This is a genomic window from Streptomyces sp. Tu6071 (genome assembly GCF_000213055.1).
GTDB classification, from domain to species: Bacteria; Actinomycetota; Actinomycetes; order Streptomycetales; family Streptomycetaceae; genus Streptomyces; species Streptomyces evansiae.
Map to the genome: position 1 here is coordinate 4,831,853 of NZ_CM001165.1, position 26,918 is coordinate 4,858,770.

Consider the following 26,918-nt stretch of genomic DNA (forward strand, 5'->3'; position numbering starts at 1 on the left):
GGTCAGCGCATGACGATCCCGGGGGCGGCGGGCCCGGACGCGGAGGGGCCCGCCCCCGCCGCCACCCCGGCGGGAACCTCCGCCACCCCGGCGGGAATCTCCGCCACCCCGGCGGGAACCTCCGCCCCGACGGCGGGCACCTCCGCCGCCCCGGCGGACCCGCCGTCCCCCGCCCCCGCCACGCTCGCCTTCGTGGAGAGCCCCGTCCAGCTCCTCAACGTCCTCGAATGGGCCCACGCCACCCCCGGCGCCGACCCCGCCGACGTGCTGCTCGTCGTGCTCTCGCCCACCGACCCCATGTCGCGCGGCCAGTTGCGGCGCATGGCCGAGTTCGCACGCGAGGCGGGGATGCGGCTGCGGTGGGAGGAGGCGCGGGGCGGGAGCGCGGCGCCCGTGCACACGGTGCGGGGGCTCGCGCCACTGCTGCGGGGCGCGCGCCGGATCGTCATCGGCGACCCGTTCTCGCGGTACGTGCAGCTCCTGCTGACGCTCGCCCGCGCGCGGGAGCTGGTCGTGGTGGACGATGGGACCGCCACGATGGAGTTCATCGCGCTGCTCGCGCGCGGCGAACCCCTCGTGCGCTGGCACCGGGGCGGGCGCGGCGGCCCCCGCGACCTCGCCTTCGCGCCCTTCGCGCGCACGGCGCGGCGCAAGCTCACCCCGGGCCAGGGGCGCCGGGTCGCCCTGTTCACGTGCATGCCGGTCGAGGGCGTCCCGGAGGGCGTCACCGTCACGACGCACGACTTCGCCTGGACCCGTACCGCCTTCGGGCCGCCCGCCGTGCGCGCGGGCGCCGACCTCGTCGGCACCTCGCTCGTCGAGACCGGGGTCGTCGCCGAGGACCACTACGTGGCGGCGGTCGACGCGCTCGTGCGGCACCACGGCGCGGTCCGCTACTTCGCCCACCGCAGGGAGAACACCACGAAGCTCCACCGCCTCGCCGTCGAGACGGGCCTCCAGATCGTCCGCCCCGACCTCCCGCTCGAACTCATCGCGCGACGGGGCCCGATCGGCGCCACGATCCTGAGCTTCCCCTCGACCGTCGTCCACACGCTCCCGCTCGCGCTGACGGGCACGGGCGTCCGCGTCGCGGTCTGCGACATCGACCCCGCCTGGCTCACCCCCCACGCCTCCCCCCGCGCCCCCGGCTTCCTCGCCGGGGTGACGGGGACGGCACGAGGGGTGCGGCGGATAGGCGTGGGCGGCGGGGTCTGAGACGGGGGGAAAGGGACGGCCCCGGAGCGGCGCCCGAGCGGGCTCCGCGCGCCGAAATGCCGTTGCGGCGCCACGGGCGCGGGGCCGACGATCCCCGTATGCCCCCCGCCGCCACGCCCACAGCCCCCACACCCCCCGACGGCCGCGCCGGGATCGACGCCGCGCTCGTGCGGCGCCTGCTCGCCGCGCAGTTCCCGCAATGGGCCGGCCTCCCGCTCGCGCCCGTACCGGCCGAGGGCTGGGACAACCGCACCTACCGCCTCGGCGACGCGCTCACCGTCCGGCTGCCCACCGGGCCCGGCTACGTGCCCGCCGTCGCCAAGGAGAACACCTGGCTGCCCCGCCTCGCCCCCCACCTGCCGCTGCCCGTGCCGCAGGTGCTCGGGGAGGGCCGGCCCGGCGAGGGATACCCGTACCCGTGGTCGGTACGGCGCTGGCTCGACGGCGAGACGCTGCTCGGCGCCGAGCCCCGCTCCCGTACCACCCTGGCCCGCGAACTCGCCGCCTTCGCGCGGGCGTTGTGGGAAGCCCCGGTCGACGGCCCCGCGGCGGGGGAGCACAGCTGGTACCGGGGCGCCTCGCCCGCGCACTACGACGGGGAGACCCGCTCCTGCCTCGCCGCGCTCGACGGCGTCGTGGACACCCGCGCGGCGACCGAGGTCTGGGAGGCCGCGCTCGCCGCGCCCTTCACAGGGCGCCCCGGCTGGTTCCACGGCGACCTCGCCCCCGGAAACCTCCTGCTGCGCGAGGGCGGACTCGCCGCCGTCATCGACTTCGGCACCTCGGGCGTCGGCGACCCGGCCTGCGACCTCGTCCCCGCCTGGGGCATGTTCGAGGGCGCGGCGCGCGAAGCCTTCCGCGAGGCGGTCGCCCAGGACACGGGCACGTGGGCGCGGGCGCGCGGCTGGGCCCTGTGGAAGGCGCTCCTCGTGCTGGCGGAGACGCTGCGCGGCGAGCGCGAGGACTCCGGCGCCGTACCGGAGTGCCGGCGGATCGTCGCAGCGGTGCTCGACGAACACGCGCAGTGTCGGTGAAGCGTGGGTAAAGGGGAGCCATACCCACCTTGAGCGTCCACCATGCGGGATCGCATGAATTTTCTTACGCCTTTCCCGGTGAACTTTGACGTTTGACTGGATAGTTGCCCCCCGCACCGCCTTACCCTTCGAAGGGTGAGCCACCTCGAAGCGCCCGAGACCGAAGCCCCCGTCCCGACTCCCGTCGCCGCCCTCACCGCACCCTCCGTCACGGCCCCCGCCGCGCCGGGAGCCGCGTTGCCCGGGGCGCGCGCCGACTTCCCCGCCGGGCTGTGCGAGGAGCTGATCGCCTTCCGGCGCGATCTGCACGCGCACCCCGAGCTGGGGAACCAGGAGGTCCGCACGACCGGGGCGATCAAGGCCAGACTGGAGGAGGCGGGGCTGCGCCCCCGCGTGCTCAAGGGCGGCACGGGGCTCGTCTGCGACATCGGCGAGTGGGACGGGGGGCACCCGATGCTCGCGCTGCGTGCCGACATCGACGCGCTGCCCATCCCCGACACCAAGGTCACGACCCCCTACCGCTCCACCGTCCCCGGGCGCGCGCACGCCTGCGGCCACGACGTGCACACGACCGTCGTGCTCGGTACGGGCCTCGTCCTCGCCGACCTCCAGCGGCGCGGCCTGCTCCCACGCCCGGTCCGGCTCGTCTTCCAGCCCGCCGAGGAGGTCCTGCCCGGCGGCGCCGCCGACGCGGTGCGCGACGGAGTGCTGGAGAACGTGGGCCGCATCCTCGCCGTGCACTGCGACCCGAAGGTGGACGCGGGCCGCATCGGGCTGCGCCACGGCCCCATCACCTCGGCGTGCGACAGCCTCAAGATCTCGCTCGACGGCCCCGGCGGCCACACCGCGCGCCCGCACCTGACGACCGACCTCGTCACGGCCGTCGCCAAGGTCGCCACCGAGGTCCCCGCGCTCGTCGGCCGCCGCGTCGACACCCGCGCCGGGCTCGCGATCACGTGGGGCCGCATCGAGTCCGGGCACGCCACGAACGTCATCCCGCAGCACGCCGAACTCGCCGGGACCGTACGGTGCCTGGACCAGCGCACGTGGGAGACGGCACCCGACGCGGTGTACGCCGCGATCGACGAGGTCGCGGCGCTCTACGGCGCGAAGACGCAGATCACCTACGTGCGCGGGGTGCCGCCCGTCGTCAACGAGGCGTCGGCGGCGGACCTGCTGCGCGACGCGATGACCGCGCGGCACGGCGCCGAGTCCGTCGAGAGCACCGAACAGAGCCTCGGCGGCGAGGACTTCTCCTGGTACCTCCAGCACGTCCCGGGCGCGATGGCCCGGCTCGGCGTCCGCACCCCGGGCGACCGCCTCTCGCGCGACCTGCACCAGGGCGATTTCGACGTGGACGAATCGGCGATCGCGGTGGGCGTGGAGCTCTTCACGGCGGCGGCGCTGCTCGACGCGGCGGGGGAGCGGACGAGCTGAGCCCCCGAGGGCGGGGCGGGCCCCTTGTGGGGCTCCGCCCCACACCCCGCTCCTCGATCTCCCCCAGCCTTCGGCCGGGAGGTGCCCCCCGGAGGGGCTGGATTTTTGGACCGAGGTTTTCGGCCTGGCGCCCAAATCCCCCCTTCGTCACGCTCGTTCACCGTGCCGTAACGGGGCGTTGGCACGAATAGGTAACGCCTCGCCGAAGCCCTTCGCCACCGCTTCTACGCGCGTTACTGTGCGGCGCGTTGGAGAGCGCCGACGAACGCGTCGAACAAGCGCCTGGAGAAGGGGAGTTCCCCGTGGGTCACAAGTCGAGGTTCACCCGGGTCGCCGTGGGAGTCGCCGCGCTGGCGCTCGCCGCCACCGCCTGCGGGAAGACGAGCGGTGAGGCCGGGAAGGACGACGACGCGAAGAAGGGCGACTCCGCCTCCTCCGCCGCCGCCAAGGGCATCGGTCTCGCGTACGACGTCGGCGGGCGCGGCGACCAGTCCTTCAACGACGCCGCGTACTCGGGCTTCGAGAAGGCCCGCAAGGAGTTCAAGCTCGGCGGCCAGGACGTGGAGCCGCAGGACGGCGAGTCGGACGCCGACAAGGTCGCGCGCCTCACGCAGCTCGCCAAGAACGGCTACAACCCGATCGTCGGCGTCGGCTTCGCGTACGCGCCCGCCCTGAAGGAGGTCGCGCCCAAGTACCCGAAGCTCACCTTCGGCATCATCGACGACGACACCGTCAAGGGCGACAACGTCGCCGACCTCGTCTTCCACGAGGAGCAGGGCTCCTACCTCGCGGGCGTCGCGGCGGCGAAGGCGACGAAGAAGAAGCACGTGGGCTTCATCGGCGGCGTCGACGTGCCGCTCATCCACAAGTTCGGCGCGGGCTTCAAGGCGGGGGTCGCCTCCGTGGACCCGAAGATCGAGGTCGAGGAGCAGTACCTCACCGAGAAGGCCGAGGACGGCGGCTTCTCCAGCCCGAACCTGGGCAAGGAGGCGGCGAAGGGCCAGCTCGACAAGGGCGCCGACGTCCTCTACGCGGCGGCCGGGCTCTCGGGCCAGGGCGTCATCGAGGAGGCCGCCGCCGCGAAGAAATGGGTCATCGGCGTCGACTCCGACCAGTACCGCCAGAAGCCGCTCGCGAAGTACAAGGAGTGCATCCTGACGTCGGTCCTGAAGGACGTGGGCGGCGCGGTCTACGACCTGACGAAGTCGGTCGTGGACGGCTCCCCGAAGACGGGCGAGACCCGCTTCGACCTGTCCTCGGGCCGCGTGGGACTCTCCGAGTCGAACCCGGCCTACGGGAAGATGACGGAGCTGACGGCGGCGGTCGAGAAGGCCGAAGCGGACATCAAGGCGGGCAAGATCAAGGTCCCGACGTCCTGACGCGGTAGCGCACGAGAGGGGCTGGGCATGCGCTGTCGCGCGAACACCCGGCCCCTCCGGCGTTTGAGGAGCGGGGTCCGGGGCGGACGCCCCGAAAACGGCCCGCCCCTGCGGGGCACAGGTGGATAACGGGTGACCTGCGGGGGTTTTCCGTGCGATCTACGCGCGTTACGCTGCGGCGGAACCAGCGCCCATCGGGGCGCCGCCACACAAGGAGTCCCGCTCATGCGCCGCCTGTCCCGAATCGCTGCCGCAGGCATTGCGACCGCTGCTCTCGCCGTCTCCGTCACCGCTTGTGGCGGTACCTCCAGCGACGCCGCCGCCGACAAGGACAAGGGCGGCGACTCCAAGGCCAAGGGCCTCGCCCTCGCCTACGACGTCGGTGGCCGCGGCGACCAGTCCTTCAATGATGCCGCGCACGCGGGCATGGCGAAGGCCGAGCAGGACTTCAAGCTCACCGGCAAGGACGTCGAGCCCACCGACGGCGAGTCCGACGCCGACAAGGTCGCGCGTCTCGACCAGCTCGCCAAGCAGGGCTACAACCCCGTCATCGGTGTCGGCTTCGCCTACGCGCCCGCCATCAAGGAGGTCGCGGCCAAGCACCCGAAGACGACCTTCGGCATCGTGGACGACGAGACCGTCCAGGAGAAGAACGTCGCCGACCTCGTCTTCCACGAGGAGCAGGCCAGCTACCTCGCCGGCATCGCCGCCGCGATGACCAGCAAGAGCGACCACATCGGCTTCGTCGGCGGCGTGGACGTCCCCCTCATCCACAAGTTCGAGGCCGGGTACGTCCAGGGCGCCCAGTCGGTCAACCCGAAGATCAAGATCGAGAAGCAGTACCTCACCGAGAAGGCCGAGGACGGCGGCTTCTCCAGCCCGAACCTGGGCAAGGAGGCCGCGAAGGGCCAGATCGACAAGGGCGCGGACGTCGTCTACGCCGCCGCAGGTCTCTCGGGCCAGGGCGTCATCGAGGCCGCTGCCGCCGCCGACAAGTGGGCGATCGGCGTCGACTCCGACCAGTACAACCAGAAGCCGCTCGCGAAGTACAAGGACCACATCCTCACCTCCGCCACGAAGGACGTCGCGGGCGCGGTCTACAACCTCGTGAAGTCGGTCCGGGACGGCAAGCCCGCGACCGGCGTCGTCCGCGCCGACCTCGGCTCCGACGGTGTCGGCCTCGCCGACTCCAACCCGGAGTTCAAGGGCGACGCCAAGCTCCAGAAGGCCATCGAGAAGGCCAAGGCCGACATCGCCGCGGGCAAGATCAAGGTCAAGACCACCAGCTGACCCGTCCGCCGGGCCCGGACGGCGCGTATCGTCCGGGCACGGCACGCGCAGGCGGTACGGGGCCGAGCGGAGCCTGTACGGGACCGGGGGGAGCCCGTACCACCGCGCGGCGGTCCCCGTACCGCCACAACTGAACCAGTGGATACCGCCACGCAACGGTGCCGTCACCGGCCCCGGGGAGGCTGAACCCGCCCCGGGGCCGCCCGGCACCCGCACCACCCCTCCCGACACGTCCCGGGCCGCCGCACGCGGGCCCCCTTCCGAGGAGAATGCGCCATCAACGCGTCTCAAAGCCCCCCGTCCGGCGGCCAGGCGCCCGCGGTCGAGCTCCAGGGCATCACCAAGCGCTTCCCGGGCGTGGTCGCCAACCACGACATCCACCTCAGCGTCCGCAAGGGCACCGTGCACGCGCTCGTCGGCGAGAACGGCGCGGGCAAGTCGACGCTCATGAAGATCCTCTACGGGATGCAGAAGCCCGACGAGGGCACGATCCGCGTGGACGGCCAGGAGGCCGCCTTCGGCTCCCCGGCCGACGCCATCGCGCGCGGCATCGGCATGGTGCACCAGCACTTCATGCTCGCCGACTACCTCACGGTCCTGGAGAACACGGTCCTCGGCAGCGAGAAGCTGCACGGCATCGGCGGGGCCGCGCGCCGCCGGATCATCGAGCTGTCGGAGCGGTACGGGCTCGGGGTCCGCCCCGACGCGCGCGTCGAGGACCTCGGCGTCGCCGAGCGGCAGCGCGTCGAGATCCTCAAGGTCCTCTACCGGGGCGCGACGACGCTCATTCTCGACGAGCCGACCGCGGTGCTCGTCCCGCAGGAGGTCGACGCGCTCTTCGGCAACCTGCGCGAGCTGAAGGCCGAGGGCCTCAGCGTCATCTTCATCTCGCACAAGCTCGGCGAGGTCCTCTCCGTCGCCGACGACATCACCGTCATCCGGCGCGGTACGACGGTGGGCACCGCCGTCCCCGCCGAGACGACCCCCAAGCAGCTCGCCGAGCTGATGGTCGGCAGCGAACTGCCGACCCCGGAGACCGCCGAGTCGACCGTGACGGAGCGCGAGCTGCTGCGCGTCGAGGGCCTGCGGCTGTGCGCCGACGGCGGGCGCCCCGTGCTCGACGACATCGGCTTCACGATCCACGAGGGCGAAGTCCTCGGCATCGCGGGCGTCGAGGGCAACGGGCAGACCGAGCTGATCGAGGCGCTCATCGGCCTCAAGGGCGCCGACTCGGGCCGCATCCTCCTCGCGGGCGAGGAGATCACGCCGTGGCCGACGCGCAAGCGCCGCGAGCACGGCGTCGGCTACATCCCCGAGGACCGCCACCGCCACGGCCTCCTCCTGGACGCGCCGCTGTGGGAGAACCGCATGCTCGGGCACGTCACCGAGGAGCCCTCGGCGAAGGGCTTCTGGCTCACGCCGAAGGCCGCGCAGGAGGACACGCGCCGCATCGTCGCCGAGTACGACGTCCGTACGCCCGGCATCGACGTGACGGCCGGTTCGCTCTCCGGCGGCAACCAGCAGAAGCTCATCGTCGGCCGCGAGATGAGCCACAAGCCGCGCTTCCTCATCGCCGCGCACCCCACCCGCGGCGTGGACGTCGGCGCGCAGGCGCAGATCTGGGACCAGATCCGCGAGGCACGCCGCGAAGGACTCGCGGTCCTCCTCATCTCCGCCGACCTCGACGAACTCATCGGCCTCTCGGACACGCTGCGGGTCATCTACCGGGGCCGCCTCGTCGCCGACGCCGACCCCGCGCACATCACCCCCGAGGAGCTGGGCTCCGCGATGACGGGCGCGAGCAGCGGCCACCTGGAGGAGGCGGCGCCCACGACGGCCGCCCCCGCGCCGGCCGCCCCCGCGCCGGACGCCCCCGCGCCGGACGCCGTGCAGAAACCCGTACCCCCGCAGACCGCGAAGGCCCGGCAGGAGAAGGACACCCCCCGATGAGCAACCTCTCCGCGAAGAAGCCGGACGAGTCGCCGCTGGAGCCGGGCAAGCCCGGAGCGCCGGGCAAGGCCCCCACCGGCACGGCGCACGGCCCCTCCGGCAAGAAGTGGGACTCCGAGCGCCTGATCCTGGCCGCGGCGGGCCCCGTCATCGCCCTCGTGCTGTCCCTCGTCGTGACCGGCGTCGTCCTCCTCGCCTCCGGCAAGAACCCGGTCGAGCCGTTCCAGCTCATGTTCGAGCAGATCGGCTACTCCGACCAGCAGGTCCTGATCATCAACCAGGCGGGCGTCTACTACCTCGCCGCGCTCGCGGTCGCCGTCGGCTTCCGCATGAACCTCTTCAACATCGGCGTGGACGGCCAGTACCGCCTCGCCGCCTGCGTCACCGCGATCGCCGGTTTCCACCTCGCGCTGCCGCAGGTCCTCCAGATCCCCGTGCTGCTGATCATCGCGATGCTCACCGGGGCGCTGTGGGCCGGGGTCGCCGGTGTCCTCAAGGTCACGCGCGGCGTGAGCGAGGTCGTCGCGACGATCATGCTCAACTCGATCGCGACCGCGCTCATCGTGTGGCTGTGCCTCACCGACAACTTCGGCGTCCCCGTCGGCAACAACCAGACGACGGGCGCCATGGACAAGGCCGGCTGGTTCCCCGGCATCGGCATGGGCGACGCGGGCGAGATCTACGGTTTCGTCTTCGTCGCCGTCCTCGCGGGCGTCGTCTACTGGCTCGTCCTCAACCGCACCCGCTTCGGCTTCGACCTGCGCGCCTCGGGCGCCTCCGAGGAGGCCGCGGCGGCGAGCGGCGTCAGCGCCAAGCGCATGACGCTCACCGCGATGCTCCTCTCCGGCGCGGTCGCCGGGCTCGCGGGCCTGCCGATCCTGCTCGGCGACACGCACACGTACAGCCAGAGCTTCCCCAGCGGCCTCGGCTTCACCGGCATCACGATCGCCCTGCTCGGCCGCAACAACCCGCTCGGCATCGCCGCCGCCTCGCTCCTGATCGCCTTCCTCGACAAGGCCAGTTCGGTCCTGGACTACAACGGCTACGAGAAGGAGATCGCGACGATCATGCAGGGGATCATCGTGATCGCCGTCGTCGTCTCCTACGAGCAGGTACGCCTGTGGGGCCTGCGCCGCCAGCAGCGCCGCGTCGGGCTCGAACTCGCGGCAGCCGCTGCCGCCGCCACCCCGTCCACCGAGGTCAAGAAGGAGGCGGCGGCCCGATGAGTACGCCCACCACCACCGCACCGGAGAAGGCGCGGGCCGCTTCGGCCCGTCCCCGCACCACACTCACCTGGCCCGTCGCGCTGCTGCTCGTCGCCGGGCTGCTGATCATCGTCTCCGTCGTCCGCCTCGTGACGGGCGCGGACGGCATCACCTCGACCGGGCAGATGTCCGCCGCGCTGCGCCTCGCCGTGCCGATCGGCCTCGCCGGGCTCGGCGGCCTGTGGGCGGAGCGCGCGGGCGTCGTCAACATCGGCCTCGAAGGCATGATGATCCTCGGCACCTGGTTCGGCGCCTGGGCCGGTTACCAGTGGGGCCCGTGGACCGGCATCCTGCTGGGCGTCGTCGGCGGCGCGATCGGCGGCCTGCTGCACGCGATCATCACGGTGACGTACAACGTCAACCACATCGTCTCCGGTGTCGCGATCAACATCCTCGCGCTCGGCGTCACGCGCTACCTCTCGATCTTCACCTTCGCCGAGGCGGACGGCGGCACGTCGAAGCAGTCCCCGCCGATCGACTCGCTCGGCACCTGGACCGTGCCCGGGATCGCGGACGGGCTCGGCGACCTCGCCGACAAGCACTGGTTCCTGGTCTCGGACCTCGCCGGACTGGTCGGCGGCGTCCTCACCGACCTCTCGCCGCTGACCCTGATCGCCCTGCTCCTCGTGCCGTTCACGTGGTGGGTGCTGTGGCGCACGAGCTTCGGCCTGCGGCTGCGCTCCTGCGGCGAGAACCCGGTCGCGGCCGAGTCCCTCGGCGTGGACGTCTACCGCTACAAGTACCTCGCGGTGATCATCTCCGGCGGTTTCGCGGGGCTCGGCGGCGCCTTCCTCGCGCTCGTCTCCTCGAACATCTACCTGGAGGGCCAGACCGGCGGGCGCGGCTACATCGGCCTCGCCGCGATGATCTTCGGCAACTGGATGCCGGGCGGACTCGCCCTCGGCGCCGGGCTCTTCGGCTACACCGACTCGCTCCGCCTGCGCGGCGGCGGCGAGAACGTGCACGCGGTGCTCCTCCTCCTCGTCATCCTGCTCGTCTTCGCCGTGGCGTGGCTCGTGTGGCGCAAGAAGTGGCTCGCGGCGGCCGTCACGACGGTCGTCGGGGCGCTGCTGCTCGTGTGGTACCTGTTGAGCGACGAGGTCCCCTCGCAGTTCGTCTCCATGACGCCGTACGTCGTGACGCTCCTGGTGCTCGCGCTCTCGGCGCAGCGGCTGCGGATGCCGAAGGCGGACGGGATGCCGTACCGGAAGGGCCAGGGCGGATGACGGTGACGCGGGCGGACGCGGACTTCGACTGGGACGGGCTGCGCGAGGCCGCCCGTACGGCGATGCTCCAGGCGTACGCGCCGTACTCCGGCTACCGCGTCGGAGCCGCCGCGCGCGTCGCCGACGGCCGCACCGTGACCGGCTGCAACGTCGAGAACGCGAGCTACGGGCTGAGCCTGTGCGCCGAGTGCGGGCTCGTCTCGCAGCTCCTGCTCTCGGGCGGCGGCAGGCTCACCCACTTCACGTGCGTGGACGGCGAGGGCCAGGTCCTCATGCCGTGCGGGCGCTGCCGCCAGCTCCTCCACGAGCACGGGGGCGACGCGCTGCTCCTGGAGACGGCGGCCGGTGTCCGCACCCTCGCGCAGCAACTGCCCGACGCCTTCGGGCCGCACAAGCTCTGACCCGTAGTGGGCACACGTCATGACGGGCCCGGCGCACGCGCCGGGCCCGTACCGTTCTTCATGTTGGGAGCCGTCAGTGGACGTCATCTCCGTCATCCGTACGAAGCGCGACCGGGGGGAGCTGAGCGAGGCGCAGATCGACTGGGTCGTGGACGCGTACACGCGGGGCGCCGTCGCGGACGAGCAGATGTCCGCGCTCGCGATGGCGATCCTGCTCAACGGCATGACGCGCCGCGAGATCGCGCGCTGGACCGCCGCGATGATCGCCTCGGGCGAGCGCATGGACTTCTCCTCGCTCAGCCGCCCGACCGCCGACAAGCACTCCACCGGCGGCGTGGGCGACAAGATCACGCTCCCGCTCGCGCCGCTCGTCGCGGCGTGCGGGGCGGCGGTGCCGCAGCTCAGCGGGCGCGGGCTCGGGCACACGGGCGGCACGCTCGACAAGCTGGAGGCCGTCCCCGGCTGGCGCGCGAGCCTCTCGAACGCCGAGCTGATGGACGTACTGGACTCGACGGGCGCCGTCATCTGCGCGGCGGGCGACGGCCTCGCCCCCGCCGACAAGAAGCTGTACGCGCTGCGCGACGTGACCGGGACGGTCGAGGCGATCCCGCTCATCGCCTCCTCGATCATGTCGAAGAAGATCGCGGAGGGCACGGGCTCGCTCGTCCTGGACGTGAAGTGCGGGTCCGGTGCCTTCATGAAGAACGCGGCCGACGCACGCGAACTCGCCGAGACGATGGTCGGCCTGGGCACGGACCACGGGGTACGGACGGTGGCGCTGCTCACCGACATGTCCACGCCGCTCGGCCTGACGGCGGGCAACGCCCTGGAGGTACGGGAGTCGCTGGAGGTCCTGGCGGGCGGGGGCCCGGCGGACGTCGTCGAGCTGACGCTCGCGCTGGCGCGGGAGATGCTGGACGGGGCGGGCCTGACGGACGCGGACCCGGCGAAGGCGCTCGCGGACGGCTCGGCGATGGACGTGTGGCGGCGGATGATCGCGGCGCAGGGCGGCGACCCGGACGCCGATCTGCCGGTGGCCCGCGAGACCCACGTGGTCACGGCCCCGCGCGACGGCGTCCTGACCCGCCTCGACGCCTACGACATCGGCGTGGCCGCCTGGCGCCTGGGCGCGGGCCGCGCCCGCAAGGAGGACCCGGTACAGGCCGGGGCGGGCGTCGAACTCCACGCGAAGCCCGGGGAACCGGTCCGGGCCGGCCAGCCGCTGCTGACGCTGCACACGGACACCCCGGACCGCTTCGCGTACGCGCTGGAGTCGGTGGAGGGCTCGTACGACATCGAGGAAACGGGTGGCCTGATGGCCCGCCCGATCGTGCTGGACCGGGTGGCGGCGGGCTGACCCCCAACGGGCCGTCCCTTCCGGGGCGGAGCCCCGGGAAAGGCCCGCCCGGGTGTCAGGGGACTTCCGGCCCGGCCCCGCCGGTCTCGTACCACTCCGTCCCGAGCAACCGCCCCCGCTCCTCCGCCGACATGGCGGCCAGCCGCCCGGGAGCCGCCCCCCGCTCCACCTCACTCGCATGCGCGAGAACCGCCGCCCACTTCCGTTCCAGCCAGGGCCGTACGTCCACCCGCAGGTCCACCCGCTCCTCCGGCAGGACGTGCGCGGCCTGCCCGGCCCGCAGCAGGACGCCCCAGTCCCGCAGCGCCGACCCGGGGTGCGTCGCGCACCACAGCGGGACGCCCGCCGCCTCGGCCGCCCCGGCGGCGACCTCGTGCGTCCGGACGTGGTCGGGGTGGCCGGTCAGCCCGCCGAGCGCGTCGTGCGTGACGATCACGTCGGGCCCGAACTCGGACACGTACCCGCCGAGCCGCGCCACCGCGTCTTCGAGCGCGGCGTCCAGCAACCGCACCTCGCCCGGCGCCGACTCCGGCACCCTCGCGTCCGCGTACCCGAGGAACCTCGGCGCCCCGGCCCCCAACACCCGCAGCGCCTCGCGGAGTTCGGGCTCGCGATGCGTCCCCGCCGTCCACGTGGCCGTCACGACCCCCGTGTGCCAGCCCGCGTCGGCCGCCCGCGCGAGCAGACCACCGGCGGACAGGGACTCGTCGTCGGGATGGGCGAAGACAGCGAGGAGAGCGGGCATGGGGGCAGCGTAGGGGGCGCGCCCCCCGGCCCCCGCTCCTCAAACCCCGGAAGGGCTTGATTCGTGGTCGCCGGTACGCGGAACGGCCCCCGCCACCGCCGAGCGCGGTCGCCGGTCCATCTCGCGCCACTCCGGGAGGAGTCCCGCCAGGCTCGTCGTCAGGAAGTACAGCGCGCCGAAGACCAGGAGTGCCGGGACGAGGGCCGTCGCGCCGAGCAGGGAGCCCGCGACGAGGCCGCCGAAGGGGATGCCCGCCCAGGCGAAGGCGGTGACGAGGCCGCTGACCCGGCCCAGGAGCGGGCGCGGCACGCGTTCGATCTGGACGGCGCCGAGGATCGGGTTGAGGAAGCCCGCGCCGAGGCCGGAGGCCACGAAGACGGTGACCACGAGCCACAGCGGCACGTCCAGGGCGAGGACGGCATAGCGTGGCGCGCCCGCCATGAGGTAGCCGAAGAAGAAGACGGGCCGCCTGCGCAGCCGGTGCGCGTACATCGCCGCCACGACGCTCCCCGCGACGCCCCCGATCCCCATCGCGGCGCCCACGAGCCCGATCGACCCGACCCCGCCGCCCGAGTCCCGCGCCCACACGGGGATCAGCACGCTGGAGGTGGCCGCGTCGAGTAGGTTGGTGACGCCGACCACGACGCACACCGCGAGCAGCAGCCGGTCCCGGCGCAGGAAGGCGGCGCCCGCGCGCAGCCGCCGCCAGTAGCCCTCGTCCTCCTCCGTCTCCGTCGCGTGGTGCGCGGGGGCCGTGGCCCGGCGCGGCAGCGTCGTCAGCACGACGAGCGAACCGAGCGCGAAGAGCCCGGCCATGACGGTCAGCGAGGTCAGCGCGCCGAGGAGGGCCACGACCGCGCCGCCGCCCGCGAGCCCCAGCGTGCTCGCGAGCCGTTCGACGGTGCCGGACAGCCCCGTCGCCCGCTCCATCGGGACCCGCGCGAGGTCGGCGGCCTCGGGCACCATGACGTGCTTGGCGAGGTCGCCGGGCCCGCGCGCCGTGCCGATCACGGCGACGAGTGCGAGCAGGACGCCGATGTTCAGGCCGCCGCTGACGTCCAGCAGGGGGATCGCCGCCGCCGCGAGGGCGCTCACGAGGTCGGTCGTCCCGGAGACCACGCGCGCCCCGACGCGGTCGACGAGCGGTCCGCCGAAGGTCTGCGCGAGCACGTACGGGCCCATCTCGCAGAAGGCGACGAGACCGGTCTGCGTCGCGCTGCCGGTCGTGGCGAGTACGTACCAGGGGAGCGCGATCGCGGATATGCGCGTCGCGGTCTGCGCGACGCCGAGGGCGAGCAGGACGCCGATCAGGGGGCGCAGGGAGCGGGGTGCGGTGGTCATGGCGGGCTCATTCCTCGCCGGAGGCGGCCGGCGGAGGGACGTCGCTCGCGGGGGACCCGTCCACCTCGGGGATGACGTGCACGATCATCGAGACGCGTCCGGTGCCGTCGGGTGCCTCCCCCGCGCCCGCCTGCCGGTAGCGGGCGATGACCTCGCGCACCTCCTCGCCGAGCCGCAGCGCCTCCCCGGGCGAGAGCCACAGCGAGTAGTCGCTCATGTCGGAGACCTCGCGCCACTCGGCGGGCAGCGTCGCGTACTCGTTCACGGCGTCCTGCATCCGGCGCGCGTGCGCGGCGGCGACGGCCTGGTGGTAGAGGAAGGTCGCCTCGGGCTCCCGCTCCACGTACGTACTGGAGTCGAAGAGCGTCCCGCCGTGCGCGGCCCGCCACCACCGCTCGCGGTTGTTGCCCCGCTCGCTGTCCTCGACGACGAAGCCGGCACCCCCGAGCTGCCGCAGGTGGTAGCTCGCGGTCCCCGAACTGACCCCGAGCCGCTGCGCGAGCGCGGTCGCGGTGGACGGCCCGAACCGCCGCAACGCTCCGAGCAATTGCACCCGAACGGGATGCGCGAGAGCCCGCAGGCCCTTGGCGTCGAGGTCGACGGGGGCGACGGGTGGCAAGGCGGTGGGAGGCGTGGGCGTGTCTTCTGCGCTCATACGGGCAGCGTAGACCGCGAAGACTCCTTCGCAAAGAGTTCTTCGCGAAGAAGTCTTGGCAATCAGGTTCCGCTACCCCAGCGCCTGTGCCACCGCCCTCGGCATCGTCGTCGTGATCTCGTCGCCCAGGCGTTCGAACTCGCGGTGGAGGACGGGCGAGGCCAGGGCGCTGAGGCCCTTGAAGCGGATTGTGGCGTGGTAGGTGATGACGGTGCTGCCCGCGCCGGGCGTGAAGCTGAGGTCGTCGGTCGTCTCGGCCGTCTTGCTGACGCCGGAGAAGACGAGGCGGTCGGGGGTGTACGTGTCGAGGCGGTACGTCAGTTCGGTGCGGCGCCCCCGGAACTCCGTCACGTTGTGCCAGCGGGAGCCCTCGCCGACCGTGCCCTCGCCGAGGCGTTCGCACGAGACCGTGCCGGGGTCCCAGTCCACGGCGTGGGCGAAGTCGGCCAGGTAGGCGATCACCTTCGCCTGCGGGTAGGGCACTGCGAGCGTGCGGGTCACTCGGATCATGGCGGCTCTCCTCGTACGAGGGCTGCGGGAGGCGGGGTACGGGATGGGGCCCGCCGTCCGCCGTGGACTGCACCTCTTCCCCGTACCACCCCCCGCCACACTCACCCCAGCGCCGCCGCCACCCCCACGAGCACCGGTACCGAGAGCACTGTCGAGAGCAACACCGATTCGCGGGCGAGGCGTTCGGCCACGCGGTACCGCACCGCGTACGTGTAGAGGTTCTGCGCGGCGGGCAGCGCCGAGGTCACGACGACCGCGAGGAGGTCGTGCCCCCGCAGCCCGAAGACGCACGCCGCGAGGAACCACGCGATGAGCGGCTGGCCGACCGCCTTGAGCCCGGCCGAGAGCAGCACCTGCCCTGCCTCCGGCCCCCGGGCCGGGAGCGCCGAGCCGCGCAGCGAGATGCCGAAGGCGAGCAGCACGGCGGGCACCGACATGTTGCCGACGAGCGTGAGCGGGTCCATGACGGGCCCCGGGACGTCGAGGCCGAGCGCCGCGACGGCGACCCCGCTCAGCGAGCCGACCGCGACCGGGTTCCGCAGCGGCGTGAGGGCCTGCCGCACGAGGCCGCCCCGTGTACGGTCGGGGCGCCGCAGGTCGAGGATCGTGAGCCCGACGGGGGTCGCCACGATCTGCTGGAAGAGGAGGACGGGCGCGACGAGCGAGGCGTCGCCGAGCACGTACACGGCGATGGGGATGCCGAGGTTCCCGGCGTTGACGTACCCGGAGCACAGCGCGCCGATCGTGCCGGGCCCGACCCCCCAGCCGCGCACGGCGGCGACGACCCCGTACACGGCGCCCACGGCGACGACGCTCCCCGCCGTGACCAGCAGCTTCGCCGAGAGCAGCACGCCGAGATCGGCGTCGGCGAGCGTCGTGAAGAGCAGCGCGGGCGTCGCCACGTGGAACGCGAGCCGCGTCAGCGTCTCGCGCCCGCCCTCCCCGAGCCGCCCGCTCCGCCCGAGCGCGTACCCCACGGCGATGACCGCGGCGATGACCCAGAACCCGGTCAGCACGCCACGCACGGGGAGCCTTCCGGAGCGGGGACCTCGGGGGCGGCGGAGAGGGGGACCGGGGGCTCGGTGGTGGGTGCACGCATACGGGTCATTGTCCGAGGTGGGGCGCGGGCGCCGGTACGGGGGCGGGGGCCCGGGTGCGCGGGCGGGCGAGGCGGTACGGGGCGGGCCCCGAACGCGGGCCCGGTGGCGCCGCGATGAGTCGGGCGGTCCCGTCCGGTCACCCCTTCGTGGCCCAAGAAGCGAGCGAACCCGCAGCCCCGCGTCCACCCCGAGGACCGGGTGGTCCACCGGGACCGGTCCCGGGCGAACCACGAGGTCCGGGCGAGGCCCAGGGTCCGGGTGCGGCCCGAGGTGCGGGTGCGTCCCGGGAGTCGGGCGAGGCCCAAGGTGCGGGTTCATGCGCAGAGCCGGGCGAAGCTCAAGGTCCGGGTGCGTCCCAAGGTCCGGGTGCGTCCCAAGGTCCGGGCGCGTCCGAAGGGTTGGGCGGACCGCCCGGGCCCGGCGGGCCGGCGGACCCCCCTCCCCGCGTCCCCGTGCTCGCGCTCCCCGCGCTCCCCGCCCCCGCCGACCTGCCCGCGCTCCACCGGAGGGTCGCCGCGCTCGCCCGGCGCTCCGGCACGCTCGTGCTCGATCTCGACGGGTTCGCGGCCGGGGGGCTCGCCGCGGTGGACCTGCTCGCCCGGCTCGCGCTCACGGCCCGGCAGCACGGGTGCGGGGTGCGGCTGCGGGGCGCCCCGCACGAACTCGACGCGCTGTTGGGCGCCTTGGGCCTGGCGGACGTGCTCGGCGTCAGTCCGCCAGCCCCGGGCACTCCGCGCGGTCGGTGAGCGTGGCGGGCGTGCCGGGGACGCTCACGCGCGCCGTCGTGAGGCGGGGCGCGGGGAGGGCGGCGCCCTGGTCGGGGGCGGCGGTGGCGTGCGGCAGCGCGGTCGGCACGGAGGTGTTGAGGAGGGCCGTGCAGGCCAGTTGGCGGCTCGCGCCCGCGGAGAGCGGCGGCGTCCGCTTCGGGAAGCGCAGCTCCAGGGTCGTGTCCCGCACGGCGAGGCCCGGGAGGGGGAGATCCTTCGGGAGCGCCGTCATCAGCGTCGGGCCTTCCGCGGGCGACGGGCCCGCGAGGAGCGCGCGCAGTGCGCCGCGCCCGGAGGTCTCCGGGCGCGGCGCGGCGCGGAGAGTGCCCGGCTCGTCCCGTACGAGGAAGTAGACGCCGTGCGCCAGACGCAGGCCCGTTGCCGGGGCGCCGACCTCGATGACGTCCGTGGGCGGCACCCCGCACCCGGCGAGCAGCCCCGCGGCGGCGAGAGCGAGAGCGCCGAGCGTGCGCGAAGAGCGGGGCCGCCTCATGCCCGTGCCTCCGGGGTCTTCCCCGCGTCCTCCGGCGGGGCGAGCGGCAGCCGTACGGTGAAGACCACGCCCCCGTCCGGGCGGTTGGCCGCCGTGACGTCACCGCCGTGCAGCCGGACGTTCTCGTGCGTGATCGCGAGGCCCAGGCCGCTGCTCTCGCTGCGGGTGCGGGCCGCCCCGGCCTTGAAGAAGCGGTCGAAGAGGTGCGGGAGCGCGGCCTCGGGAACGCCGGGGCCCCGGTCGCTCACCTCGATCTCGACGCCTCGCGGGGACGGCAGCGGGCGCAGCGCGAGGCGGACCGGTGCGGCGCCGTGCTTGAGCGCATTGCCGACGAGGTTCGCGACGACGACGTCGAGGCGACGCGGGTCGACGCGGGCCCGTACCCCCGCCGGGAGTTCCGTCTCCACCCGGCCCGTCCACCCACGGGTGGAAAGCGTGCGGCGCACGGACTCCGCGAGGTCGAGATCGTCGGCGTGCAGCTCCACGGCCCCCGCGTCGAAACGGGAGATCTCCATCAGGTCCTCCACGAGGCGCGCGAGGCGCATCGTCTCCTCCGTCACGAGCCGCACCGCGTCCGCCGTGTCCTTGTCGAAACGCGGTGCCTCCTCGGCGAGTACGTCGGTCACCGCCGCCATCGCGGCGAGCGGCGTGCGCAGTTCGTGCGAGACGTCGGCGGCGAAGCGCCGGGCCCGCGCCTCCATCCGGCGCAACTCCGCGACCGACTTCTCCAGCGCCGCCGCCGTCTCGTTGAACGCCCCCGCGAGCCCGGCGAGTTCGTCCGAGCCCTGCACTCTCAGCCGCGTCCCGAGGTCCCCCTCGGCCATCCGCCGCTGCGCCCCCCGCAACTCCCGCACGGGCCGCAGCACCCCGCGCGCGAGCAGCAGCGCGAGCAGCACGGCGAGCCCGAGCGACGGCAGCGCGGCCCGCTCGACGGCGCTCACGAGAGCCGCCACGTACGCCTCCTCGCCCGACTGCGGGACGATGAGGTAGACCGAGAGACCGCTCAGGCCGCGGGAGTCGCCCGCGTACGTGACGGGCAGGCCGACGACGAGCACGGTGCCGCTGCGCGCGCGCACCCGCTGGAAGACCGCGACCGAGTGCGTCTCCACCCGGCCGCGCAGCTCCCGCCCGATCAGCTCGGGCGCCGGCCCGCTGCCCGCGTCGGCCCGCAGGGCCCCGTACGTGGCGACGACGCGCCAGCTCTGCGCGCGGTGCCCCGAGACGAGGCGGCTCGCGAGCTCTGTCAGCGTGTCCTGGTCGGCGGGCGTCGCGAAGCCGGGCGCGACCTGCCCGACCTCGTCCCTGAACTGATCCACCACGCCGTCCTGGCTCCGCTGCAGGAGCCCGTTCCGCGCCTCGCGAAAGGTCAGCGCCCCGGTCCCGAGCGCGCTGACGACGGCGACGAGCGCGAAGGCGAGCACCATGCGGCCCCGCAGCCCGCCGAACGAGGGGAGCCGGGGACGACGGGAGACGGCGGCCTCCCGCTCGGCGATGGCCCCCTTGTCGGCGGTGGCTCCCTTGTCGGCGGTGGTCTCCTGCTCGGCGACGGCCTCCGCGCCGGTGGTGGCCTCGCTGCCGGCGGTGGCCTCCTGGTCGGCCGGGGCGGCGGCGGGCGAGGTCGTGGGCGGCGCTTGCGTGCGTGTCGGGCCGGGCGCGCGGTCTCGGCGGGCCCGCGGGGGCCCCGCGCCCCTCATCCCGTACTCCCCCCGCGGAAGCGGTAGCCGAAGCCCCGGACCGTCTCGACGCGGTCCGCCGCCGCGGCGAGCTTGTTGCGCAGGCGCTTCACGCAGGCGTCCACCAGGCGGATGTCGCCGTGGTAGCTGTGCTCCCAGACCGCCTCCAGGAGTTGCTGGCGGCTGAGGACCTGGCCCGGGGAGGCCGAGAGGGTCAGCAGGAGGCGGAGTTCGGAAGGGGCGAGCGGGACCGGGGCGCCCTCGTGGGCGACGCGGAGGCCCGTGCGGTCGATCGTGAGCGGGCCGTGCGTCTCCGGCGGCGGGGTGCCCGGCGTGTCGAGGCGGCGCAGGACCGCGCGGATGCGCGCGTCGAGCACACGGGCCCGTACGGGCTTGACCACGTAGTCGTCCGCGCCCGCCTCCAGGCCCACGACGACATCGATGTCATCGCCGCGCGCGGTCACGAGGAGCAGCGGTACGTGCGCCCGCTCGGGCGTGCGCAGCCTCCGGCACACCTCCAGCCCGTCCATGCCCGGCAGCATCCAGTCGAGCACCACGACGTCGGGCACGGCCGCGGCGAAGGCCGCGAGCCCCTCCTCGCCGCTCGCCGCCGCCCGCACCTCGTGCCCCTGACGCCGGAGCCCGAGGGTGACGGCCCGGCGGACGGGCTCGTCATCCTCGATGAGCAGTACGCGGGACATGCGGCCAGTATGCGTGTGCGCAGGGCGGTCATCCGTGCGGGTGCGGGTGCGCGCGGGGCGGTTGTTACGGAACGGTCGTACGGGCGGCCAAGCACGGTGACGCCCGCTGTGCAGCCTGGAGCGGCCCCGTCGCCGACACCGAGGAACCCGGCCCGCCCCATGCGCCAGAAGAAACCCGCCGCCCGCGACTCCCGCACCGCCCGCCGCTCGGAGGAGCGCAAGGCCACGAGCCGCAGGCGCGGCCTCCTCGGGCTCGCCGCGCTCGCCGTCGTGACCCTCCTGGCCGCCGGCCTCGTCGCGCGCGGCGGCCACGGCGGCCACGGCGGCGACGGGGGTGCGGAGGCGGGGAGCGCGGGCACGTCCCGTACGAGCCCTTCGCCGGAGGCGGTCCGCACCGAGGCGCGCGGCAGGCCCAGTGCCTCGACCGGGGCGGGGAAGTCCCCGAAGGCGAAGCCGTCGAAGTCCCCCGAAATGTCCGCGTCCCCGGGCCCCGGCCCGAAGAGCGGCACCGGGCTCTTCACCACCGCCTCGGCGAGCGGCGGCCTCGTCGGGCACGGCGCCACCGTCCGCCGGTACACCGTGCAGGTCGAGGGGGGCAGCGGTATATCCGCGACGGAGGCGGCGCGGCAGATCGAGCGCGTGCTCGCCGACCCGCGCGGCTGGACCGCGAACGGCCGCGACTCCTTCCAGCTCGTCGGTTCGGGCCCGCACGACTTCGAGGTGAAGATCGCGACGCCCGACACCGTGGACCGGCTGTGCGGGCAGGCCGGGCTCGACACGCACGGCGAGGTCAACTGCGACGTCGGCAGTCAGGTCATCGTCAACCTCAAGCGCTGGCTGACCGGTTCACCCGAGTTCTCGGGCCCGGTCGAGGAGTACCGCGCGCTGATCATCAACCACGAGGTCGGCCACCGCATCGGCCACGGCCACGAGACCTGCCCCGGCGCAGGGCGCCCCGCGCCCGCGATGATGCAGCAGATCTACGGGCTCAAGGGCTGCGCGCCCAACGCGTGGCCGTACGACAGGAACGGGACGTACCTGGGCGGGCCCGCCGTGGCCTGACCCGGACCGCGCCCACCGCGTCCATTGGGCCCACCGCGCCCGCCGCGCCCGACCCCGGCCGCGCCCACCGGGCCCCCTCGTACCCGTCCTACCCGTCCTACCCGTCCGCCCCTCAGCCCACGACCCCCCGCCCCTCCGCGTCGAGCCGCGTCGGCAGCCCGAAGAGCGGGAACCAGCGGGCCGCGTCCAGGAAGCAGTGCACGCCCCGGACGCGGCCCGCGTCCAGGTCCATGACCTGCACCGCCCACGGCGTGAAGCCCGAGCCGTCCGGCTCCCGGTGGTAGTGCCCGAAGGCGGGGGCGCCGTTGGCGACGGTCGGGACGAGGCGCGAGCCCCGGCAGACGGAGCCGGTGCCGAGCATCCAGCCCGTGAAGTTCTCCGGGCCGACGAGCCACAGGTCGTACGGGGGCATCGACATCACGGCGTCCTCGTGGAGCAGCGCCGTGAGGGCCTCCATGTCGTAGCCCTCGAAGGCGGCCACGTACCGGTCGAGGAGCGCGCGTTGCCCGGCGTCGAGCGGGGCGACGGTGTCGGTCTGCCGGACCGGGTGCTCGGCGAGGGTCGCGCGGGCGCGCTGGAGCGCGCTGTTGACGCCCGCGACCGTCGTGCCGAGCAGGTGGGCGACCTCCTGCGCGCGCCAGGCGAGGACTTCCCTGAGGATGAGCACGGCGCGCTGCTTCGCGGGGAGGTGCTGGAGCGCGGCGACGAAGGCGAGCCGCACGGAGTCGCGGAGCGCCGCGGTCTCGGCGGGGTCGTCCGGATGGGCGGGGAGCACCTTCGCGTCCGGCACGGGCTCCAGCCACGTCGGCTCGGGGCGCTCCTTGAGGACGGCGCTCGCGGCGGGCTGCGGCGAGGTGAGGTCCATGGGGAGCGCGCGCCTGTTGCCCGCGTTGAGCGCGTCGAGGCACACGTTGGTCGCGATGCGGTAGAGCCACGAGCGCAGCGAGGAGCGGCCCTCGAAGGAGTCGAGCGCCTTCCACGCCCGCACCATCGTGTCCTGCACCGCGTCCTCGGCCTCGAAGGGGGAGCCGAGCATCCGGTAGCAGTACCCCGTCAACTCCCGGCGGTACTCCTCAAGACGCGCGTCCGTGATGGTCGCCCCGGCCTCGCCCACGACATACCCCCGGCTCGGAAAACAGCGTGCGGAAGCCGCCCCCGCACTGACGCGACGACGGTCCTGCGGACGCTACAAGAGCCCACTGACAACGGCCCGCGCCCGCCGGGACAGCGCCCGCGCCCGCCGTGCCGCCCCCGTCCGCCGCGACACCGCTCACGCCCGCCGTGCCGCCCATGCCCGCCGTGCCCTCACGCTCGCCGCGCCCCTCACGCCCGCCGTGCCGTCACCGTCCCCACCAGCGTCACGCCCACGACGCCCGCCACCGCGAGCAGCCCGAGGAGGACCGTGCCGCTCCAGCCCGCCGTGTGGTACGCGCTCGCGCCGAGCGTGCCGCCGAGGCTGGAGCCGAGGTAGTACGCGGACTGGTAGAGCGCGGACGCCTGGGCGCGTCCCGTACGGGCCGTGTCGCTCACGGACGAGGAGGCGACCGCGTGCCCGGCGAAGAAACCGGCCGTCACGAGCACGAGCCCCGGCAGTACGCACCACAGCGGGCCGCCGAGCGAGACGAGGAGCCCGGCCGCCGTCGTGCCCGCCGCGAGGTAGAGCGCGCCGCGCCGCCCGGTGCGCCGCACGAGCCGTCCGGCGGCGGCCGAGGAGCCCGTACCGACGAGGTAGACGAGGAAGACCGAGCCCACGAGGCCCTGCGGGAGCGCGAGTGGCGGGGCCGCGAGGCGGTAGCCGATGACCGTGTAGACCGCGCCGAAGACGGTCATGAAGAGCCCGCCGATCGCGTACAGGCGCAGGAGCAGCGGGTTCGCGAGGTGGCCGCGCACGGTCCGTACGAGCGCGCGGGGCGCGAGCGGCGCGGGCGTGAAGTGACGGGGCGCGGGGAGCAGGGCGCGGAAGGCGAGGGCGCAGCCGAGCGCGAGGACCGCGACCGCGCCGACCGCCGCGCGCCAGCCCCACCACTGCGCGACCCAGCCGGTCAGGACGCGCCCGCTCATGCCGCCGACGCTGTTGCCCGCGACGAAGAGCCCGATCGCGGCGACGAGCGCCTTGGGCCGTACCTCCTCGGCGAGGTAGGCCATCGCGGAGGCGGGGAGCGCGGCGAGCGCGGCGCCCTGGACGGCGCGCAGCGCGATGAGGGTGCCGAGGGTCGGGGCGAAGGGGGCGAGGAGGGCGAGCGGGACGGCGACGCAGAGCGCGGCGGTCATCATCGTGCGCCGCCCGAAGCGCTCCGAGAGCGCGCTGAGCGGGACGACGGCGAGCGCGAGGGCACCGGTCGCGGCCGAGACGGTCCAGCTCGTGTCGCTCGCGCTCGCGTGGAAGTCGGCGGAGAGGAGCGGGAGGAGGGCCTGCGTGGCGTAGAGGAGCGCGAAGGTCGCGACGCCCGCGAGGAAGAGCGCGAGCGACATCCGCCGGAAGCCGGGACCGCCGGGGCGCAGACGGCGATCGGGGGCGGGGGAGGCGGGGCGGGTGACGGGGCGGAGGGCGTCCGGGCGCGGGGCCTCGGGCGCCTCGGTACTGACGGCGGGCATGAGCCGAACGTACGGAGGCCCGCACTCATGCGTCCAATGCATGGAAACGCCGAAACCGATCCATGGCAGCATGACAGCAGGCAGGAGGCGGTACGGGACGGTGCGGACCGCCGCCGGATCTCCGCCCCCGCCCCGCCGTATCCGTGCCGCACCCCGCCGAGGACGCCCGTGACCAGCCCGCCCCCGCCGCTCCCCCCGCGCCCCGAGCCGCCCTCCCGCCCCCTCGCCGCGCTCGATCCCGAGTCCTGGGCCACCGTGCTCGCCCCGCGCCTCGCGCACTTCGCGGGCGTGGCCCGCAGCGAGCACGTGACGCGGGCCGCGCACGAGATGCGCATGCCGCAGTCCACGCTGTCGCGTTCGCTCGCGCGCCTCGAAGAGGACCTGGGCGTCGCGCTGTTCGCGCGGCGCGGCAGGACGCTCGCGCTCACCCCCGCCGGACGGACGTTCCTGGCGGGCGTGGAACGGGCGCTCGGCGAGGTGGAGCGGGCGGCGGACGAGGTACGGGCCGACGCGGACCCGGCGGCGGGCAAGGTCGCCTTCGGCTTCCTGCACACGCTCGGCCCCGAGACCGTCCCCGGTCTCCTGCGCGCCTTCCGCGCCGACCACCCGGGCGTGCGCTTCTCGCTCGTGCAGAACTACGGCGAGGCCATGCTCGAACGCCTGCGCGCGGGCGGGCTGGACCTGTGCCTGACCTCGCCCGTGCCCCAGGAGACCGGCCTCGTCGCCCGCCGCGTCGACGAACAGCGCCTCCATCTCGTCGTCCCCGACGACCACCCCCTGGCCCCGCGCCGCCGGGTGCGGCTCGCGGAGGCGGCCGGTGAGACGTTCGTGACGCTCGAACCGGGCTACGGGCTCCGCCGGATCACCGACGACCTGTGCGCGGAGGCGGGCTTCCGGCCCCGTATCGCCTTCGAGGGGGAGGAGGCGGAGACGCTGCGCGGGCTGGTCGCGGCGGGTCTCGGCGTCGCCCTGCTGCCCCCGCCGGCCGTTCCCCGCCCGGGGGTCGTCGAGCTGGGCATCACCGCGCCCCGCGCCGTGCGCGAGATCGGCCTCGCCTGGCGCGAGGGGGCCCCGGACACGGCGCCCGTCGCGGCCTTCAAGCGGTTCCTCCTGGGGCGGCGGGGGAGGCTGCTGCCGAGGGGGGAGGGGTAAACAGGGCGTGCTGTTGGGACAATACGAGTGTCACCACGGACGTCCTCAATGGCGAGGGGGACCGTCGGCGCCCCCGGGACGGGGCGCCTCCACACGCGCGATGCCGACCCACGGAAGGTTGTCCGTATGACTCTTGTCGAGCCGCTGTACGCCGAAATCCTCCGCCGCAACCGCGGCGAGCACGAATTCCACCAGGCGGTGCGCGAGGTCCTGGAGACGCTCGACCCGGTGCTCGAACGGCGTCCCGAGCTGGTCGACGCGCGGATCGTCGAGCGGCTCTGCGAGCCGGAGCGGCAGATCGCCTTCCGGGTGCCGTGGACGGACGACTCCGGCGACATCCACGTCAACCGGGGCTTCCGCGTCGAGTTCAGCAGCGTGCTCGGCCCGTACAAGGGCGGACTGCGCTTCCACCCCTCGGTGAACCTCGGCATCGTGAAGTTCCTCGGCTTCGAGCAGATCTTCAAGAACGCGCTCACCGGGATGCCCATCGGCGGCGGCAAGGGCGGCGCGGACTTCGACCCGAAGGGCCGCTCGGACGCCGAGATCATGCGCTTCTGCCAGTCGTTCATGACCGAACTGCACCGTCACATCGGCGAGTACACCGACGTCCCCGCGGGCGACATCGGCGTGGGCGGCCGGGAGATCGGCTACCTCTTCGGCCAGTACCGGCGCATCACCAACCGCCACGAGTCCGGCGTGCTCACCGGCAAGGGCGTGACGTGGGGCGGCTCCCAGGCCCGCACCGAGGCGACCGGCTACGGCTGCGTGCTCTTCACCGCCGAGATGCTGCGCAGCCGCGGCGAGTCCCTCGACGGACAGACGCTCGCGGTCTCCGGCTCGGGCAACGTGGCGATCTACGCGATCGAGAAGGCCGAGCAGCTCGGCGCGACCGTCGTGACGTGCTCCGACTCGGACGGCTACGTCGTGGACGAGAAGGGCATCGACCTCGCCCTGCTCAAGGAGATCAAGGAGGTGCGGCGCGGCCGGATCTCCGAGTACGCGGAGCGCCGCGGCGCGCGTTTCGTCCCCGGGACGGGCGTGTGGAACGTCCCCTGCGACGTGGCGCTGCCCTGCGCGACGCAGAACGAGCTGACCGAGGAGGACGCGCGCACGCTCGTCCGCAACGGCGTGAAGACGGTCGCCGAGGGCGCCAACATGCCGACGACCCCGGAAGCCGTCCGCGTCTTCCAGGAGGCGGGCGTCGCCTTCGCCCCCGGCAAGGCGGCCAACGCGGGCGGCGTCGCCACGAGCGCCCTGGAGATGCAGCAGAACGCCTCCCGCGACTCCTGGACCTTCGCCTACACGGAGGAGCGCCTCGCCCGGATCATGCGCCACATCCACGACTCCTGCTACACGACGGCGGAGCGCTACGGCGCCCCCGGCAACTACGTGGTCGGCGCGAACATCGCGGGCTTCGAACTGGTCGCGGACGCGATGCTGGCCCAGGGCCTGATCTGACACCCGCCTCCGCGCCGGACGACCTGAGGAGCGTCCGGCGCGGGGACGGCGGCCCCAGGAGCCGGGCGGGGTTGGGGGGGCGTGGGGACGGCGGGCCTAGCGGCTGGGCGGC

At 74.2% G+C, this 26,918-nt stretch carries 24 protein-coding genes; 14 read left to right on the forward strand and 10 right to left on the reverse strand.

Features of this window, described 5'->3' with window-relative positions:
* Positions 1-9: 9 nt before the first annotated feature.
* The 10 genes from STTU_RS20325 (at position 10) to STTU_RS20370 (ending at position 12,554) form a co-directional block, all read left to right on the forward strand.
* Positions 10-1,215 carry a hypothetical protein gene (locus STTU_RS20325; RefSeq protein ID WP_007826304.1) on the forward strand — a complete coding sequence of 402 codons (1,206 nt, stop codon included), beginning with the start codon at positions 10-12 and terminating at the stop codon, positions 1,213-1,215.
* 98 nt (positions 1,216-1,313) lie between these two features.
* The gene (locus STTU_RS20330) at positions 1,314-2,249 is read left to right on the forward strand and encodes an aminoglycoside phosphotransferase family protein (RefSeq protein ID WP_043255807.1); all 936 of its coding nucleotides are present in this window, start codon (positions 1,314-1,316) and stop codon (positions 2,247-2,249) included.
* Between the two features lie 135 nt (positions 2,250-2,384).
* Entirely contained in the window at positions 2,385-3,686 is a 1,302-nt protein-coding gene (locus STTU_RS20335; protein ID WP_007826307.1) for an amidohydrolase, read from the forward strand.
* Positions 3,687-3,988: 302 nt separating this feature from the next.
* The gene (locus STTU_RS20340; protein WP_043255808.1) at positions 3,989-5,065 is read left to right on the forward strand and encodes a BMP family lipoprotein; all 1,077 of its coding nucleotides are present in this window, start codon (positions 3,989-3,991) and stop codon (positions 5,063-5,065) included.
* Between the two features lie 225 nt (positions 5,066-5,290).
* Positions 5,291-6,355, forward strand: a complete 1,065-nt coding sequence (locus STTU_RS20345; RefSeq protein ID WP_007826309.1) for a BMP family lipoprotein — start codon at positions 5,291-5,293, stop codon at positions 6,353-6,355.
* A 357-nt stretch (positions 6,356-6,712) separates the two neighbouring features.
* Positions 6,713-8,305: an ABC transporter ATP-binding protein gene (locus STTU_RS20350; protein WP_007826310.1), complete on the forward strand. Its 1,593-nt coding sequence runs from the start codon at positions 6,713-6,715 to the stop codon at positions 8,303-8,305.
* Positions 8,302-9,531: an ABC transporter permease gene (locus STTU_RS20355; RefSeq protein ID WP_078519011.1), complete on the forward strand. Its 1,230-nt coding sequence runs from the start codon at positions 8,302-8,304 to the stop codon at positions 9,529-9,531. Before STTU_RS20350 ends, STTU_RS20355 begins: the two co-directional genes overlap by 4 nt.
* Entirely contained in the window at positions 9,528-10,796 is a 1,269-nt protein-coding gene (locus tag STTU_RS20360) for an ABC transporter permease (RefSeq protein WP_009065986.1), read from the forward strand. Before STTU_RS20355 ends, STTU_RS20360 begins: the two co-directional genes overlap by 4 nt.
* Complete coding sequence (locus tag STTU_RS20365) at positions 10,793-11,197, forward strand: cytidine deaminase (protein WP_010271774.1); 405 nt, start codon at positions 10,793-10,795, stop codon at positions 11,195-11,197. Before STTU_RS20360 ends, STTU_RS20365 begins: the two co-directional genes overlap by 4 nt.
* 76 nt (positions 11,198-11,273) lie before the next feature.
* Positions 11,274-12,554, forward strand: coding sequence for a thymidine phosphorylase (locus STTU_RS20370; RefSeq protein WP_007826315.1), 1,281 nt, complete (start codon positions 11,274-11,276; stop codon positions 12,552-12,554).
* A gap of 55 nt (positions 12,555-12,609) precedes the next feature.
* Here the strand turns inward: STTU_RS20370 and STTU_RS20375 are convergent, their stop codons facing one another.
* The 5 genes from STTU_RS20375 to STTU_RS20395 all read right to left on the reverse strand — a co-directional run bounded on the left by STTU_RS20375 (position 12,610) and on the right by STTU_RS20395 (position 16,830).
* Positions 12,610-13,299, reverse strand: coding sequence for a PIG-L deacetylase family protein (locus STTU_RS20375; RefSeq protein WP_007826316.1), 690 nt, complete (start codon positions 13,297-13,299; stop codon positions 12,610-12,612).
* Between the two features lie 39 nt (positions 13,300-13,338).
* A complete protein-coding gene (locus tag STTU_RS20380; RefSeq protein ID WP_007826318.1) occupies positions 13,339-14,640 on the reverse strand; it encodes an MFS transporter in 1,302 nt (433 codons plus the stop codon).
* 7 nt (positions 14,641-14,647) lie between these two features.
* Positions 14,648-15,295, reverse strand: coding sequence for an ArsR/SmtB family transcription factor (locus STTU_RS20385; protein WP_052862392.1), 648 nt, complete (start codon positions 15,293-15,295; stop codon positions 14,648-14,650).
* A gap of 72 nt (positions 15,296-15,367) precedes the next feature.
* The gene (locus STTU_RS20390) at positions 15,368-15,805 is read right to left on the reverse strand and encodes an SRPBCC family protein (protein ID WP_043255812.1); all 438 of its coding nucleotides are present in this window, start codon (positions 15,803-15,805) and stop codon (positions 15,368-15,370) included.
* Between the two features lie 101 nt (positions 15,806-15,906).
* Entirely contained in the window at positions 15,907-16,830 is a 924-nt protein-coding gene (locus STTU_RS20395; protein WP_007826321.1) for an AEC family transporter, read from the reverse strand.
* A gap of 527 nt (positions 16,831-17,357) precedes the next feature.
* On the opposite strand from STTU_RS20395, the gene STTU_RS20400 reads away from it, so the two are divergent.
* Entirely contained in the window at positions 17,358-17,651 is a 294-nt protein-coding gene (locus tag STTU_RS20400) for an STAS domain-containing protein (protein ID WP_043255814.1), read from the forward strand.
* Here STTU_RS20400 and STTU_RS20405 read toward each other — a convergent pair.
* The 3 genes from STTU_RS20405 to STTU_RS20415 all read right to left on the reverse strand — a co-directional run bounded on the left by STTU_RS20405 (position 17,614) and on the right by STTU_RS20415 (position 20,539).
* Positions 17,614-18,165, reverse strand: a complete 552-nt coding sequence (locus STTU_RS20405; protein ID WP_043255816.1) for a GerMN domain-containing protein — start codon at positions 18,163-18,165, stop codon at positions 17,614-17,616. The two genes, STTU_RS20400 and STTU_RS20405, sit on opposite strands and share 38 nt — an antisense overlap.
* A complete protein-coding gene (locus STTU_RS20410) occupies positions 18,162-19,589 on the reverse strand; it encodes a sensor histidine kinase (protein ID WP_007826324.1) in 1,428 nt (475 codons plus the stop codon). The genes STTU_RS20405 and STTU_RS20410 overlap by 4 nt, the downstream gene beginning before the upstream one ends.
* Positions 19,590-19,855: 266 nt before the next feature.
* Positions 19,856-20,539, reverse strand: a complete 684-nt coding sequence (locus tag STTU_RS20415) for a response regulator transcription factor (protein ID WP_007826325.1) — start codon at positions 20,537-20,539, stop codon at positions 19,856-19,858.
* Between the two features lie 159 nt (positions 20,540-20,698).
* Between STTU_RS20415 and STTU_RS20420 the strand changes: the two genes are divergently transcribed.
* Entirely contained in the window at positions 20,699-21,601 is a 903-nt protein-coding gene (locus tag STTU_RS20420) for a DUF3152 domain-containing protein (RefSeq protein WP_007826326.1), read from the forward strand.
* A 112-nt stretch (positions 21,602-21,713) separates the two neighbouring features.
* Here STTU_RS20420 and STTU_RS20425 read toward each other — a convergent pair whose 3' ends face one another.
* On the reverse strand, positions 21,714-22,715 hold the full coding sequence (locus STTU_RS20425) for a sigma-70 family RNA polymerase sigma factor (RefSeq protein ID WP_007826327.1): 1,002 nt from the start codon (positions 22,713-22,715) through the stop codon (positions 21,714-21,716).
* Between the two features lie 209 nt (positions 22,716-22,924).
* Entirely contained in the window at positions 22,925-24,196 is a 1,272-nt protein-coding gene (locus STTU_RS20430; protein WP_007826328.1) for an MFS transporter, read from the reverse strand.
* 168 nt (positions 24,197-24,364) lie between these two features.
* On the opposite strand from STTU_RS20430, the gene STTU_RS20435 reads away from it, so the two are divergent.
* Both STTU_RS20435 and gdhA read left to right on the forward strand, forming a co-directional pair.
* Positions 24,365-25,348, forward strand: a complete 984-nt coding sequence (locus STTU_RS20435; RefSeq protein ID WP_043255818.1) for a LysR family transcriptional regulator — start codon at positions 24,365-24,367, stop codon at positions 25,346-25,348.
* Between the two features lie 126 nt (positions 25,349-25,474).
* Positions 25,475-26,806: an NADP-specific glutamate dehydrogenase gene (gene gdhA / locus STTU_RS20440; RefSeq protein WP_043255819.1), complete on the forward strand. Its 1,332-nt coding sequence runs from the start codon at positions 25,475-25,477 to the stop codon at positions 26,804-26,806.
* The last annotated feature ends 112 nt before the right edge of the window (positions 26,807-26,918 follow it).

What these genes read in the sequence shown, in the direction of transcription:
- STTU_RS20325 (WP_007826304.1), top strand. Translation starts at nt 10, where the DNA reads ATGACGATCCCGGGGGCGGCGGGCCCGGACGCGGAGGGGCCCGCCCCC.
- STTU_RS20330 (WP_043255807.1), top strand. Translation starts at nt 1,314, where the DNA reads ATGCCCCCCGCCGCCACGCCCACAGCCCCCACACCCCCCGACGGCCGC.
- STTU_RS20345 (WP_007826309.1), top strand. Translation starts at nt 5,291, where the DNA reads ATGCGCCGCCTGTCCCGAATCGCTGCCGCAGGCATTGCGACCGCTGCT.
- STTU_RS20355 (WP_078519011.1), top strand. Translation starts at nt 8,302, where the DNA reads ATGAGCAACCTCTCCGCGAAGAAGCCGGACGAGTCGCCGCTGGAGCCG.
- STTU_RS20360 (WP_009065986.1), top strand. Translation starts at nt 9,528, where the DNA reads ATGAGTACGCCCACCACCACCGCACCGGAGAAGGCGCGGGCCGCTTCG.
- STTU_RS20365 (WP_010271774.1), top strand. Translation starts at nt 10,793, where the DNA reads ATGACGGTGACGCGGGCGGACGCGGACTTCGACTGGGACGGGCTGCGC.
- STTU_RS20375 (WP_007826316.1), bottom strand. Translation starts at nt 13,299, where the DNA reads ATGCCCGCTCTCCTCGCTGTCTTCGCCCATCCCGACGACGAGTCCCTG.
- STTU_RS20380 (WP_007826318.1), bottom strand. Translation starts at nt 14,640, where the DNA reads ATGACCACCGCACCCCGCTCCCTGCGCCCCCTGATCGGCGTCCTGCTC.
- STTU_RS20385 (WP_052862392.1), bottom strand. Translation starts at nt 15,295, where the DNA reads ATGAGCGCAGAAGACACGCCCACGCCTCCCACCGCCTTGCCACCCGTC.
- STTU_RS20390 (WP_043255812.1), bottom strand. Translation starts at nt 15,805, where the DNA reads ATGATCCGAGTGACCCGCACGCTCGCAGTGCCCTACCCGCAGGCGAAG.
- STTU_RS20405 (WP_043255816.1), bottom strand. Translation starts at nt 18,165, where the DNA reads ATGAGGCGGCCCCGCTCTTCGCGCACGCTCGGCGCTCTCGCTCTCGCC.
- STTU_RS20410 (WP_007826324.1), bottom strand. Translation starts at nt 19,589, where the DNA reads ATGGTGCTCGCCTTCGCGCTCGTCGCCGTCGTCAGCGCGCTCGGGACC.
- STTU_RS20415 (WP_007826325.1), bottom strand. Translation starts at nt 20,539, where the DNA reads ATGTCCCGCGTACTGCTCATCGAGGATGACGAGCCCGTCCGCCGGGCC.
- STTU_RS20420 (WP_007826326.1), top strand. Translation starts at nt 20,699, where the DNA reads ATGCGCCAGAAGAAACCCGCCGCCCGCGACTCCCGCACCGCCCGCCGC.
- STTU_RS20430 (WP_007826328.1), bottom strand. Translation starts at nt 24,196, where the DNA reads ATGCCCGCCGTCAGTACCGAGGCGCCCGAGGCCCCGCGCCCGGACGCC.
- gdhA (WP_043255819.1), top strand. Translation starts at nt 25,475, where the DNA reads ATGACTCTTGTCGAGCCGCTGTACGCCGAAATCCTCCGCCGCAACCGC.